The organism is Photobacterium ganghwense, from assembly GCF_017329545.1.
GTDB lineage: Bacteria > Pseudomonadota > Gammaproteobacteria > Enterobacterales > Vibrionaceae > Photobacterium > Photobacterium ganghwense.
Window position 1 is genome coordinate 2,570,219 of record NZ_CP071325.1, and the last position, 14,102, is coordinate 2,584,320.

A 14,102-nucleotide genomic window follows, 5' to 3' on the forward strand; every position below is an offset into this window, starting at 1 on the left:
CTCTCTTTACACCTGCTGGCTGAGTGAGCGTGGTGCGTACTTTGCCAGGTTGCTGTTTAATTCAAGCAAGTCTTGTGCCGGAATTTGTCGAACGACATCACCACTTTGCTTATCAATGATAAAAACAACTTGCTCACCGCTCTCTTCATCCAACTCAAAGCGTAATGAGCGATTCATGCGACCCATGAGGTTTTCCAGTAGCCTTTGTTGCTCTTCCGTTGGGTACTTAGGTTGCGCTTTTTCTGAAGACGTTGGCCCTTCAACTGATGGTATAAGCTGGGGGGCGTTGGTCGATACAAGGTTAGATGCTGCATTTGGTGTGCTGTTGACACCTTGAAAGGGCAATACATTGCCGTCAGGTGAGGCAGTTGCTGGCTTGTCACCCTGGCGAGCCGAAAACAGATTTGCTACTAATGTACTGGTTTTGTCTGGGCTGATTTCCATACTGTTCACCCATACACGTTCAAATACTCAAAAGGCCCGGCATACGCCGGGCCAAGAACAACTTAAGTACGAATTACAGCAGGCTCAGTGCCGCCTGTGGGTTCTGCTTCGCCTGAGCCAGAATCGAGGTACTTGCTTGCTGCAAGATTTGGTTCTTGGTCAGGTTAGTGGTTTCTTTCGCAAAATCGACGTCTTTAATACGGCTGTTAGACGCATTGACGTTTTCATTGATGTTTGACAAGTTATTCAGAGTATGATTGAAACGGTTCTGCACCGCACCCAAATCGGCACGTTGTTCGTCTAATGATTTGATACCGGCATCCAGTGCATAAACTGCATTTTGGGCTCCAGCAGCTGTTGTCACATCTAAATCACTTAATAGTAGTGATTTTGAATCTTCAGCCCCAAGTATGATTGATGTTGTCGCATCGGCCGGGGTTGCCTGATTATCCATGATAGTGCTGCCATCTTTGTTTGTTATTGTAATGGTTTCACCTGCATATTTATTATCGGCAACACCAGACAGAGTAATGTCCCCATTATCTTCAAGCGAAGCAACCAAACCAGTACCACTCACAGCAGAGTTAATCGCATCAACAGCTCCAGCCGCATCAGTGGTACCACTTAAATCGATCTCTTTGTCAAATGTTGCACCACTCAGCTTTATACCCTTACCAAGGATATTATCAACACCTTCAGACTTAATACTGCCATCGGTAGCCGTGTCAGCCCCAACACGCCCAAGCTTATCTGCAGAAATATCCCCCAGCGACATACTGATGGTTTCATTCGCAGCTGCACCTACTTGGAACTGCTGGGTACCGAATGACCCATCCAGCAGTTTCTGACCACCAAAAGTCGTGGTTTCTGAAATACGGTTCATTTCTGTGGTTAGCTGGTCAATTTCTTTTTGAATCGCAGCACGGTCATCATCAGAGTTTGAGCCGTTGGCAGACTGCAATGACAGGTCACGCATACGCTGCATGATGTTGGTTGATTCCTGCATCGCACCTTCTGCGGTTTGCGCAATCGAGATACCGTCGTTAGCATTACGCATTGCTACGTTCAAGCCGTTGCTCTGACTGGTCAGACGGTTAGAAATTTGCATACCCGCCGCATCGTCTTTGGCGCTGTTGATACGAAGACCAGTAGACAGACGCTCCATGCTGCTGCTTACGTTGTTGTTCGCTGCGCCAAGGTTACGCTGGGCATTCATTGCAGCCACGTTGGTATTAATAGTAACAGCCATAATTTGCTCCCTGTTTATTTGCAACCCAGCTTTGGTAGCGGGGGTTTTGAGAATCAGTTTGTTTAAGTACCTTCTATAACGGCATGGAAAAATAAACCTTTAGGGATTTTTTAATTTTTTTTCCGGTTTTCTAAAACTCGCTTAATGCACAACAATCAAGTCACTCATGATTACTTTTTAATACAGCAAGTTAGGTTGCTATCAATACGTTACGCAATAAAAAAGCGGCTAATCATTGCCGCTTTTTTTAAGGGGATATAATCACATCTGCATTACAGATAATTGAACAGCGTCAGCTCTTTTGTCTTGTTAAAAGCTGCCTGTGCCGCCTGCATTGCGAGTAGGTTCTGGTTCATCTCAATAATGGCTTCACTGTAATCAGTGTCTTCGAGATTGCCTTTGGCCGCACTCAGCGTTAATTCGAAATCTTTATGTTGCTCTTCGAAGGTGTCGAGTTGCTTCAAACCGACCCCTACATCTGAACGCCGCTGGTTCATATGCACATATCCAGCGTTTAACTCTTCAATAGTTCTTTGCAAGCTCGCCCTTGCTTCTGACGATGATGCAGGCATTTCAGCATAATCAATCGCGTTCTTGATGGAATCAAACAAACTAATGGTTTTTTCAGGCTCTAAGGTAACGGAGTCATTGGGTTTGATATCCCCATCAAACTGAAAGTTCAGCGAAATCTGACTACCTGGTGCCGGATCGCTGTATTGGATACCAGCTGTCGCATCGTAAGCCCCACTGCCGAGAAGGGTGTTACTCGAATCATCGTAAAGTTCGTATTGCATCTCTCCTGCAGCATTTTCAACAAACGCCACACGATACTGCGTCGTATCATTCGGATCCTGATTGGTCGCCGACAATAGCGTCAATCCAGATTCCGGCTGGAGCCCTTGATATTCAGGCCTAAAGTCTCCGAATGGGTTTTCCACAGCCATGAAGACCTTTTGCCCTGGCTGACTGGTGTTTACAAAAACCGACTGGTCAACACGGGCCTGACGATGACCGGTATCACCAAGGTACTGAACATTACCCTGAGCATCCGCGACAAAAGGCATTTGATTCACCTGATTACCGGCGAAAATATAATTGCCCCCTTCATCCTGACTGTTAGCCAGATCGATCAATCCCTGGTAAAGGCTTTCCAACTCAGACTTAAATGCCGTTTTATCATCCCCAGCCATCGCCCCATTGATCATCCCGATAACTTTTTGTTTGGTGCTGTCAATGTAATTCTCAGCGCCGCTCAAGGCGGTTTCCAGCGAACCAAGGCGGTTTCCGGCAAGGGTGATCGACTTCTGGTATTGATCAATTTGAACGAGCTGCTGCTTGTAGTTTTGCGTCGAGACAGAGGCAACCGGGTCATCACCGGCGGTCTGCATTCGTTTACCGGTCGCAAGCTGCTCATTGGTTTCATTGATCATACTCTGCTTACGCATCAGGCTGGATGTCAGGTTTTGATACTGGGTAAACGTGGATACTCGGCTAATCATAAATCACCCCAAAAATCAGATGGCACGCATCAAGGTATCAAAGGTTTCTTTGGCCACACTCATGATACGAGAGGATGCCATGTACGCCTGCTGGAATTTCATCAGGTTGGCGGCTTCTTCATCCAGGTTGACCCCGGACAGGCTCTGCACCCGTTCGGTTGCGGCATCGAAGTCCATCTGATTTATCTGAGTCATTTTTTCGGCGTTTTGTTTCTGAATACCAACATCGGTCGACAAGCCTTCAAACAGGTCGATGATTGAGGAACGGCCCCCGTTCATGCTTTTTTCCGTCTGCAGAGACTGCATAGCCATTAGATTGGAGTTATCCCCTTCCGCAGGTTTTGCGCCCAGCTCAACGACAAAACTGTCATTGGCTTGTCCGCTTCGGGTCAGCCGCAGCGTGGCGCTGCCGCTCGGATCCGTTAGCTGAAACAGACCATCTTGCAGCGGGTAAGCCAGCGCGGTGCCGCTATTGCCAAGTGAGTCAGTCAAAGTGAGCGCATTACCGTTTGCATCGGTCACCGAGACACTGTCTCCAGCAGCGGAGAGCTGCACTTGATAACGGCCGGTTGCTGTTGCGCCAGGCAGCGCTTCAAGATGAGCGTTGCCGGTATTCGTTTCAGTTTCTGTCACGACACGTTGTGCAGCAATCGCTTTCGGGTCGTTGGTATTCAAGCTTATTTCACCGGCTCCCTGACGCACTGGGCGAATCTGCACGCTTTCACCCTCAACCGGGGGCGTACCAATTTCAATGACCATGCCATCAACGGCAATTTGCTGGCCAGCAACACCTGAACCAGCCGCTTGGGTGACCAATTCATCTGCACTGTTGAACAACGAGTAGGTTAATGCACCGGTAGCGGGATCAGCCTCAGTTTCCAGGCGATATTCATCGGCTTTGAGCTGTTTTACATCATCAATTGCTACTTTGATGTCAGCCGTACTGCCCACCTCGGTAATCACTCGCTGTTGTTGTGCAGACAAGCTGTTCACGTCTGTAAACAGGTTTTGTCCCGGCTGACCTTCCAGGTCTAGACCCTGACGTTGCATGGTATTGATCTCACTGGCAAAACCGATCGCCATTCGCCCTACTTCATTCATGCCTTTTTCAATGACGTCGCTACGGTATTCGATCAGAGCGCCGATTTTGCCCCCCATCGATTCAGCCTTGAGGGGTTTCAGTGAGTTACCATGCTCCAGCGCAACCTGACTTTGACTTGGATCCGGCTCTCCGGGAACAATTGTAAGCTTGGACGGTTCAACGCCGGATACCAGCGTGTAGCCTTGCCCAATCATAATGGTCTGCGCCGGGTTCTCTTTATCAGAGAGCACCGTCACATTGGTGTATTCAGCAAGCTCGTTGATCAACTGCTGTTGCTGATCGTACAAATCATTTTTTTCGCCCCCCTGACTTTCCAGCACTCTGGCATTCAGGGCGGCAAGTTCTTGCCCCAGGGTATTTACCCGACTGACAGAAGCTGCCACTTGATCGCTGACTTCACGGTGCATATCCGTCAGATTGCCATGGGCACTGTTGAGAGTGCTAGCCACCAGACCGGCATTTTCAATCACGGCTTTACGGGAGCCCATATCATTCGGGTGATCCGCCAGGCTTTTAACGGCATCGTAGTAATCGTTCATGTTACTGACCGTTTTACTGGCATTACGGGAAATGTAATCGTCCATAATGGCAAGCTGGCTGGCTTTTTCATTGCTGGCATGCAGCTGTGTCGTGGTCAGCGTCAGCTCTCGGGCGGCAAAGCGATCGTAGGCCCGGCTGACATTATCAATGTATGAGCCAGAACCGTAATAATCCCCTCCCAGCCATACGGCATCATTGGCTTTCTGCTCGGCGAGCTGGCGGCTATATCCAGGTGTATTGACATTATTGATGTTGTGACCTGTGACATTGAGTTGTTTCTGCGAACTCCTCAATCCCGATACGCCAATCTGCAATAAATCCAAAGCCATAATTTCTCCTGGTTTCTACCATTTCGCCAGCCTGCTTACGAAAGCGTTCAGGCCGAACATCAGAGAATTAGCAAAAATCACGCCAACTCAAACGAGACTGATCGCGATTGCCACTCCCTAGTCATTTAATCATTTGCTTACGTGATAATTGCATTCTTGCTGAGGGCTGAGGGCTGAGGGCTGAGGGGGCTAAAGTATTCGCATCGGGTGTAGCTGATACATCTCCCCGCTCACGGATACGCAACCCTAACGGAATTTCAGCACCGCTCAACATGCCCAATTTGAAATTAAAATGTTCAATCAGCCAAAATAACCAAAGCAATTTTTTGATTTGGCACGATAGCTGCATTAGAAATGGGTGACGCTCTATGACTTGATTTAATTGTTGTATTAAACCAACAGGTCATATCGTCATGCTCGACACCCAAAGCATCTAAATTGATCTCTATGTATAGCTTCCTTTAGGTATGTTTGTAGGTGCTAGAGGGAAAGTAAGATGAAAACACGCAGTAAAGCCACTATAAATCATAAGGTTATCTGAGTTTCCTATGATTTGTACGCTTTGCGAAAACATCAAAAAGACTAAAGGTAGTTTTTATCTTTTCGAGCACTATAATGATTTTTTGGTAAAAACAGAGTCAGCTAGGAAAAGTAATAAGGAACAGAATGAATATCGGGATTGCAACGTTACTGGGCTATGCGCTCAAAGAAATCGTGGGTCCGTTTATCATGGACAACATTAATGAAGGTAAGGCTGAGAAAGTTCAGCAGAATGAAATTCATCAGGCACTTTCTGAGAGTGAGGATACGCTGAAAATTGTTTCGACCATTGTCGATATTTTTGTCTGAAAGGCGTTTGTCTAAGAATGCCTTTATCTGACATGCTTTTAGTTAAAGTAAATAAAAACCCAACCGTTTACGATACTACCACTTTCTCTGATTTTATTTGCAGCCAGCCAGAACTGATTACCTGTTCGCTGTAACTAACAAGGTAAACATCTGGTTTCTACATCTGGCTTTTGCTGTTCATGGCTCTGTCACTCATTTCTCAGTAACAACAGTTTCCGCGCTTTGGCCATACTTTTTCCGCCCTTATTTTTCCATTCCGCCCTTACTTTTCCATCATCTCATTGACCTGATCGAGCACTCTGAGCACCTTCTTACTGTATTCAGGGTCCGTCGCATAACCGGCTTTGTGAATTTCTCTGACAAAACGTTCTGGCTGAGTGCGATAGTTCAGTGCCGTTTCATAGCGTGGGTTATCCTGCAAAAAACGCACATAATCGCTGAAACTGTCCTGGTAAGAGTTATATGACCGAAAAGATGCCCGCTCCTGAACAGGGATGCCCTGATGGAACTCAAGTGTTTGCGTCGTCAGCTTCTTCCCGCCCCAGCGTGAGTCCGCTTTAATATTAAACAAGTTATAGCTGTCGCCGGCGGCATTGCGCAGTACCTTTTTCCCCCAGCCGGTTTCCAGCGCGGCTTGCGCAATCAAGACCCCAGGATCAACCCCGAGCACACGCCCGGCTCGCATCGCATAAGGTTTCATCGCCTGAACAAACTCATCGGGCGAAGTAAACGAGGTCGGCTTTCTCGGTGGTAAGGCTGGCATCTCAGAAGTGGCAGATACATCAACAGGTTGGGAGACGGCACGATATGGCGGCAACACGTTGTCACGCTCGCTGACAGGCATATTGCTATCAGTTACCGGCAACTGATTCGTCTCGACCAGCAATGAGGTTTTGACGGTATCCGGTGTTTGGCGACTGTCAGCCTCATTGTGCACACTGCGATCAGGCTGTTCAGGATGCAGAAGCTTCTCGGTATCACTGGGGCTCAATATAGTTTGAGCCTCATGAGACGCAGCCTCTTCACCGCTCAGGTGTGCCCCAAGTTGTTCCACAATCAGATCAGCCAACCCCAGGGAGTTCGTCCGGCTAAGCTCACTCGCCATCTGCTCGTCATGCATTTGCTCGAAAAACTTGGTATTTCGGCTGCTCATCAAGTCAGACTCAAACGCCGAGTTAGCTTCTCGCATGGATTTGAACATCATTTGAGTAAAAATGGCCTCAAACTGCTCAGCCGCGGCACGAAGACCCTGAGATTCGCCGTCTTTACCGGTTTTGACACCGGCACGCAGCCGTTCCAGGCCCGCCATATCCAGCACAAATCCCGTGTCAAATTGATTATTTTTCATCTTGTCCTCAAGACACTAAATAAAAAGCTTTAAATAATAATCAACTGGCCTTCAATCGCACCCGCCTGTTTCAGCGCCTGCAAAATTGCCATTAAGTCTGATGGGGCAGCCCCAACCTGATTGACCGCCCGAACCAGATCTTCCAGCGTTGCGCCAGGCTCGAACAGGAACATACGTGAATCTTCTTCTTTGACCTGAATTTCGCTATTGGGCACGACGGCTGTCTGCCCACCGCCGAATGCATTCGGCTGGCTGACCGCATAGTTTTCTTTGATTGAAACCGTCATACCGCCATGGGTAATGGCGGCTGGTTTCAGACGAACATGTTGACCAATCACAATGGTCCCTGTCCGGGAGTTAACGATGATTTTCGCCCCGGCATCGGCAGGTTTAAATTCGATGTTTTCAATTGCCGCTAGAAATGCCACGCGCTGGCTGACATCACGCGGAGCACGTACCCGAACGGACGCGGCATCTACAGCAGACGCGACGCCAGGGCCGAGGAAATCATTTACAGCCTCAACCATACTTTGCGCCGTCGTAAAATCAGGTTCAAACAGGTTGAATGTCAGGTAATCGCCGCGTCCGAACGGATTTGGGACTTCCTGCTCAACAATCGCGCCCGAGGGAACCGTCCCCACCGTTGGCGTGTTACTCATGATGCTCGAGCCATCGGCACCGTCTGCGGTAAAACCCCCGACAACCAAGCTGCCCTGCGCCACTGCATAAACTTTGCCATCCAGGCCTTTCAGGAAGGTCTGTAGCAAGGTACCACCGCGCAGGCTTTTGGCTGAGCCAATAGAGGATACAGTGATATCAATAGACTGCCCTTGCTTGGTAAACGGCGGCAATGTGGCATGTACCGCCACCGCAGCAACGTTTTTGGTACGAAAACGCGCATCAGCCGGCAGATTAATGCCGAAGTTGTTCAGCATGGCCAGAAAGCTTTGCTCAGTATACGTCGCAGAAGACGACTCACCGGTGCCCGGAAGACCGACCACCAGGCCATACCCGACCAGCTGGTTATCCCGCACTCCCGCAACGGATGAGACATCCTTAATCCGGGCGGCATTCGCCACACCGGCCATCATGGTCATAGATGCCGCCAGAACCAGGGAAGTCATCAGGGTAGTAATCAGTCTTTTCATAACCTTACATCGCTGCGTTAAAGAATCGGGCGAACCAGCTTGGCGTTTGCGTATCCTGGCGATCACCGGTCGCCGAATACTGAATACGGGCATTAGAAATCCGGGTGGACGGAATGGAATTATTGGTATCAATATCATCCGGTCGGATCGTGCCACTCACCCGGATGTATTCATCCCCGCTGTTCAGAGTCAGCCATTTTTCCCCGCGCACTATCAGGTTGCCATTTGGCAGCACTTCAATCACCTCAACCGAAAGTGAACCGGAAAAACTGTTACTCTGATCCGCCGAAGCCGAACCTGAAAATTTGTTGTCGTTACTGAGCAGATAAGACAGGTTGTAATCAGCAATGGTGGCAGGTCGTCCGCCCAACTCAATAGGATCGAGTTTCATGTCAGTGGATTTGCCCAGATCTGAACTGGCGCTTTTTTTCGCCTGGGTCTTTTCCTGCAACATAACAGTGACAATATCCCCCAGACCGCGAGGGCGGGTGTCATTGTAAAGATCCTGAGAAGCCGTATTGAACAGCGAACCCGTTGCTGTTGTGTAATGCTCAGGCTGATTAGGTGGCCGAACAGCAGACCATGCCGGATCGCCCTGAACCGCATCTTCCCGCGTCCGCACCAGATCAATAATGCCTTTGCTCGGCTCCGTACTGCCTTCCACCGCATCCACATCGCTGACGGCGGTTTCCAGATCAGAACCGATATCCGGTTTAGACACACACCCCGTCAGCAACAGGATCAGAATCCATACCCCGTATTTCATTGTTTATCCTGCCGCCTTTGATTTAGATTAAAGTTGCTGGTTCACGTAACTCAACATCTGATCCACTGTCGAGATCACTTTCGAGTTCATCTCGTAGACACGCTGGGCTTCAATCATATTCACCAACTCTTCGGTGACGTTTACGTTTGATGTTTCCAGCATGGACTGACGAATGCTGCCGAAACCATCAAGCCCTGGGATACCGTCCTGCGGATCACCACTGGCCCCCGTTGGCAAAAACAGGTTCTGACCAATAGGCTCCAAGCCTCCCGGATTGATGAAGTTGGTCAGGTTGATCTGGCCAATTGGCTGGTTTTCCTGTTGATCACGGATACGAGCAGACACTTCACCGTCGGTCCCCACTGTAATCGCCACGGCGTTATCCGGCACAACCAGTTCAGGCTCCAGGACATAGCCCGAGCCGGAGGTCACAATCTGGCCTTGCTCGTTGACCGTGAACTGGCCATTTCGGGTATAGCCGATATTGCCGTCAGGCATCATTACCTGGAAGAAACCATCGCCTTCCACCATCAGATCCAGTGCGTTGTCAGTGGTCTGGGTATTCCCCTGCGTAAAGACTTTCTGGGTTGCCACCACTTTAGAACCCGCACCCAACATCAGGCCGGATGGCAAAGTGGTGTTCTGTGTGACCTGACCGCCTGGCTGGTTGATATTCTGGTAGAACAGATCTTCAAATACCGGACGACTCTTTTTAAATCCCACCGTTGAGGCGTTGGCCAGGTTATTGGAAATGGTTGAGATATTGGTTTGCTGCGCGTCGAGACCCGTCTTACTAACCCATAGAGCTGGATGCATGCTGTTTTACCCCTGTTTCTTATCCAATACGCATTAATGATGCGGAGGCTTTGTCCATTTCCTCAGCGGTTTTCATCAACTTGACCTGCATTTCGAAATGTCGCTGCAAATCGATCATACTGGTCATTTCACCCACGGCATTCACATTGCTCCCTTCCAGGAAGCCGCTCAGCAACGTGACGGTTGCATCCGGCTCCAACCCGATAGGGTTGGGGGCACTGAATTTAAAGAGGCCATCGACATCTTTGAAAAGGCTTTTGTTATCCGGCTTCACCAACTTGATGCGATCAATCTGGATCATGGCTTCAGGCGGCGCGCCTTGCGGCAAAACATGAATCATGCCGTTCTTCTTAACCTCGATTTTGTTGATCGGCAGCGGAATCTGAATCGGGGTATCCCCTTCACCCAGAATTAACTGGCCGTTGCTGTTTTGCAGCATGCCAGCCTCATCAATTTTCAGGTGACCTGCTCGGGTATAGGCTTCTTTGCCGGTGCTGTCCTGTACCGCCAGCCAGCCTTCTCCTTCAATCGCCACATCTAACTCCCGGCCGGTAGACTTCACACTGCCTTGGGAAAAATCATTACCGGGACGTTCCGTCATAGTAAATACCCGGGTCGGTAAGCCTTCACCATAAGCCTGCATCATACGAGCCTGCTCGAGGTCGGCGCGAAAACCAGTGGTACTCACATTCGCCAAGTTATTGGCATGCAGCTGCATCCCGTACATATCTTGTTTGGCACCACTCATGGCCAGGAAAAGTGCACGATCCATAACATCTCCCTTCAGTCGATGGCAGAATCAAAGCAATTTCCATACCACAGATGCAAATTATTGTTTTATATGGACATAGCGCAGATGGAGTCGGCATTTCAGACGCAGAATTCAGCCACTGCCGATAAATTGGCACCCGGACGAGAAGCTTGAGGAAAAAAATTGCCGCCGACAGGTTGCCGGCGGCGGAAGAACGTTATCGCGTTATGATAACCCCTCGGGTAAACCGTTTGGACTATCGAATCTGCAGAATGTTCTGCTGCAGCTGGTTGTTCACATCCAGTGCACGGGAGCTGGCCTGGAAGTTACGCTGCGCTGAAATCAAATCCACCAGCTCCTGAGTCATATCGATATTCGACTGTTCCAGCGTACCGTTTTTAATGGCACCAAAGGAACCCTGAGCCGCATCCCCCCAGATCACTTCGCCGGACTCCTGACTGACTTTCCACATCGTGCCACCTTGCTGCGCCAGTCCCTGCTCATTTGGCACTCGTGCCATTGCTACACGCCCGACCACCAGATCTTTACCGTTCGAGTAAGAAGCCAGAATATTGCCATCCGGGTCGATATCAACATTGGACAGGTAGCCCGTAGTCGCGCCGTCTTTATCCTGGAAACGGCGGATTTCAAAAGGTGCCGCATATTGGGTGGTGTCTTCGTAATTCATCGACAGCGTTTGTGTCCCATCAGCACCGCCTACGTTGACACCTGCTGCCTGGAAGCTGACCGTCCGGAACTTGTCCGTTGAGGTCATTTTACCGGAGGTGTCGAAAGTCATGCGATGACCCACATGGCCAGTACCATTATTCACGACTTCATTCGCTGGTAAATTTGTCGGGTCAATATTCAATGGACTTTCAGTTCCTGCTGCATCCGTCACCGTGTAGTACACCTGCCAGGAGTTTGCCGCAGTCGGGCTTTCGGCCACATAGTAAGTGGACAGTTTGTACGGTTTACCCAAAGAGTCATACACGGTAGATGACGTCGATTTGTTGAATGAGTCCGGATTCTGTGGATCAAAGGGAGAGTTCACCGGCTGCGTTTCTTTGTTCGGCAGGTTCAGCGAAATATTCATGTTGTTCGATTTCTGCGGCTGACCGAACGTATCACTGATTTTCATCGGCTTAGGCTCATACGAGGCCACCGATTTGGTGTCATTGTTAACTTCATAACCCAGCAGGAAATTGTTTTCTGCATTGACAATTTCGTTGTCGCTGTTGAGGTGGAATGCACCGTTACGTGTCAGGCTGTTCACATTCGGCTCATTTTTATTGGCCGCTACCGCAAAAAATCCGGTGCCCGATACGCGTAAATCCAGCGGGTTATTCGTGTAGATACTTGAACCTTCATGGAACTGCTGAGCAACGGTAGATGTTTGCACCCCGCCGCCTGTTGTGGTTTTGCTGTTCGAGAAAATAGAGTTGGAGTAAACATCGGCAAACTCGGCACGGGACTCTTTAAAGCCGTAGGTGTTGGCGTTAGCAATGTTGTTACTGGTTGTGTTCAGATCTTTCTGGGCTGCACTCAGGCCGCTCAACGCAATATTCATGCTCATTGTTATAATTCCTCTTGCTGTTACGCCTTACCAACCTGCAGGACATCCGTCAGTTTGAACGGAGACTCAAAACCGGCAAGGTTCAGCATAACGCCGCCATCCCCTTTGCCTAGCAGAACACTATTTACATTAGCGTGGGTAAATACTTCAAAATCTTTACTCTGGCCATTGACCATGCCGGAGACTTTCACCGTGTAACGGCCTTCCGGCAACGTTTTGCCGTCCTCGCCTTTTCCGTCCCAGGCGATATCATGGTCGCCGGTCCCTTTCGCGCCTAAATCAATGGTGCGAACCAGCTCACCCTGGGCGTTTTCCACCCGCATTACAGCCTGATCCAGCGAATTCGTCAGTCGCACACGGCCACTGACATCGCCTTCCGCCGTTTTGAAACTGGTCGACTTTGGAATCAGCACATCCTGTCCTACCAGCGATGAAGCCTGCAAGGCTTGATTTGACGTCATCGCGGTATTCAGCAACCCGAATTGTTCGTTCATTTTGTTGATACCATCCACCGTGGCAAACGACGCCATCTGGGCGATCATTTTATCGTTGCCCACCGGCTCGAACGGGTCTTGCTGAGACAGTTGCTTGGTCAGCAGTGACAGAAAATCTTCTTGCTTAAGCTGATTCTGTCCGGTGATTTGCTGATCTTCCTGCACTTTCTTTTCGTGCATCTCTTTTAGCTGGTCGAGATAAGTGAGGTTAGTCTGCCCAGCACCATTAATCGGATTCATCGCCATGCCTCTCTATGCTTATTTACCCATCTGCAGCGTGCTCATCAGCATCTGCTTGCTGGTATCAGCCACCTGGACATTATTCTGATATGAGCGAGAGGCAGAGATCATATTCGCCATCTCTTCCATCACGTTCACGTTCGATTTATAGATATACCCATCAGCGTTCGCGAGCGGGTGCTCCGGGTTATATTCGGCTTGCAGGGGTTTCTGACTTTCGACAATACCTTTAACCTGAACTGGCACACTGTCTTCGCGCTGATAACTGGCGCTCTGCAATGCTGCGGCAAACACCGGATGACGAGCTTTATAGGTTTCAGACGCTGAGCTGCTGACACTGTTGGCATTCGCCAGGTTACTGGATGTGGTATTCAGACGGACGGATTCCGCACTCATCGCCGACCCGGCAACATTGAAGATGTTAAACAAACTCATCGATTACTCCCCTTTCAATGCCTTGCTGAGGTTCTTAAATTTCGCCCCCAGAAAGTCCAGTGACGCTTGGTATTCCAAGGAATTTTGCATAAATAGGTTTTGCTCAAGCTGGGCATCTACGGTGTTGCCGTCACCTGCATCAGGTTGTGTGGGTACACGGTATTTTTGCTCGCCCATCACGGTCGTAGAGGCAGGAATATGCCGGTTGTCCGTACGGCTAAGGCCAATTTTTGCCTCTGAGGTTGCCGCATTCAACGCTCGCTGAAAGTCGATATCTTTTGCCTTGTAGCCAGGTGTATTGGCATTGGCGAGGTTACTAGCCAGTGTTTCTGCCCGTTTAGCCCGCACACCAACGGTATGCTGATGTACACCCAGTGCTTTATCAAAAGAAATTGACATATCTGCCTCCGTAATTCTCTGATAATTACAAAGCAAAGGCCGTGCCAACGTTAAAGTCGGATTGATAATGTGGAAGAAATTAGGGGATAAAATGAAACAGGAGGAAAGAACTTCCCC

14 protein-coding genes are annotated in these 14,102 nt (G+C 49.3%); 1 reads left to right on the forward strand and 13 read right to left on the reverse strand.

Features of this window, described 5'->3' with window-relative positions; genetic code table 11:
* Nucleotides 1-6 precede the first annotated feature (6 nt).
* The 4 genes from FH974_RS11680 to flgK form a co-directional block, all read right to left on the reverse strand.
* Nucleotides 7-444: a flagellar protein FlaG gene (locus tag FH974_RS11680; protein ID WP_053061724.1), complete on the reverse strand. Its 438-nt coding sequence runs from the start codon at nucleotides 442-444 to the stop codon at nucleotides 7-9.
* Between the two features lie 73 nt (nucleotides 445-517).
* Nucleotides 518-1,693 (reverse strand): flagellin, encoded by a 1,176-nt coding sequence (locus FH974_RS11685; protein ID WP_047883852.1) that lies wholly within the window; start codon nucleotides 1,691-1,693, stop codon nucleotides 518-520.
* 272 nt (nucleotides 1,694-1,965) lie between these two features.
* Nucleotides 1,966-3,192: a flagellar hook-associated protein FlgL gene (flgL, locus tag FH974_RS11690; RefSeq protein ID WP_207103291.1), complete on the reverse strand. Its 1,227-nt coding sequence runs from the start codon at nucleotides 3,190-3,192 to the stop codon at nucleotides 1,966-1,968.
* Nucleotides 3,193-3,207: 15 nt separating this feature from the next.
* The gene (gene flgK, locus FH974_RS11695; protein WP_047883854.1) at nucleotides 3,208-5,163 is read right to left on the reverse strand and encodes a flagellar hook-associated protein FlgK; all 1,956 of its coding nucleotides are present in this window, start codon (nucleotides 5,161-5,163) and stop codon (nucleotides 3,208-3,210) included.
* Between the two features lie 666 nt (nucleotides 5,164-5,829).
* Between flgK and FH974_RS11700 the strand changes: the two genes are divergently transcribed.
* The gene (locus FH974_RS11700) at nucleotides 5,830-6,012 is read left to right on the forward strand and encodes a hypothetical protein (RefSeq protein ID WP_047883855.1); all 183 of its coding nucleotides are present in this window, start codon (nucleotides 5,830-5,832) and stop codon (nucleotides 6,010-6,012) included.
* A 262-nt stretch (nucleotides 6,013-6,274) separates the two neighbouring features.
* On the opposite strand, the gene flgJ is transcribed toward FH974_RS11700, so the two are convergent.
* From flgJ to flgB, 9 genes are all read right to left on the reverse strand, one after another.
* Nucleotides 6,275-7,360 carry a flagellar assembly peptidoglycan hydrolase FlgJ gene (gene flgJ, locus FH974_RS11705; RefSeq protein ID WP_047883856.1) on the reverse strand — a complete coding sequence of 362 codons (1,086 nt, stop codon included), beginning with the start codon at nucleotides 7,358-7,360 and terminating at the stop codon, nucleotides 6,275-6,277.
* A gap of 29 nt (nucleotides 7,361-7,389) precedes the next feature.
* Complete coding sequence (locus FH974_RS11710) at nucleotides 7,390-8,508, reverse strand: flagellar basal body P-ring protein FlgI (RefSeq protein WP_047883857.1); 1,119 nt, start codon at nucleotides 8,506-8,508, stop codon at nucleotides 7,390-7,392.
* Nucleotides 8,509-8,512: 4 nt separating this feature from the next.
* Nucleotides 8,513-9,274, reverse strand: coding sequence for a flagellar basal body L-ring protein FlgH (locus FH974_RS11715; protein ID WP_207103292.1), 762 nt, complete (start codon nucleotides 9,272-9,274; stop codon nucleotides 8,513-8,515).
* 27 nt (nucleotides 9,275-9,301) lie between these two features.
* Nucleotides 9,302-10,090, reverse strand: a complete 789-nt coding sequence (gene flgG, locus FH974_RS11720; RefSeq protein WP_047883859.1) for a flagellar basal-body rod protein FlgG — start codon at nucleotides 10,088-10,090, stop codon at nucleotides 9,302-9,304.
* A 19-nt stretch (nucleotides 10,091-10,109) separates the two neighbouring features.
* Complete coding sequence (flgF, locus tag FH974_RS11725; protein WP_047883860.1) at nucleotides 10,110-10,862, reverse strand: flagellar basal-body rod protein FlgF; 753 nt, start codon at nucleotides 10,860-10,862, stop codon at nucleotides 10,110-10,112.
* Between the two features lie 235 nt (nucleotides 10,863-11,097).
* A complete protein-coding gene (flgE, locus tag FH974_RS11730; protein WP_047883861.1) occupies nucleotides 11,098-12,417 on the reverse strand; it encodes a flagellar hook protein FlgE in 1,320 nt (439 codons plus the stop codon).
* A 20-nt stretch (nucleotides 12,418-12,437) separates the two neighbouring features.
* Complete coding sequence (locus FH974_RS11735; protein ID WP_047883986.1) at nucleotides 12,438-13,151, reverse strand: flagellar hook assembly protein FlgD; 714 nt, start codon at nucleotides 13,149-13,151, stop codon at nucleotides 12,438-12,440.
* An 18-nt stretch (nucleotides 13,152-13,169) separates the two neighbouring features.
* Complete coding sequence (flgC, locus tag FH974_RS11740; RefSeq protein WP_047883862.1) at nucleotides 13,170-13,586, reverse strand: flagellar basal body rod protein FlgC; 417 nt, start codon at nucleotides 13,584-13,586, stop codon at nucleotides 13,170-13,172.
* Between the two features lie 3 nt (nucleotides 13,587-13,589).
* Nucleotides 13,590-13,985, reverse strand: coding sequence for a flagellar basal body rod protein FlgB (gene flgB, locus FH974_RS11745; RefSeq protein WP_047883863.1), 396 nt, complete (start codon nucleotides 13,983-13,985; stop codon nucleotides 13,590-13,592).
* Nucleotides 13,986-14,102 lie beyond the last annotated feature (117 nt).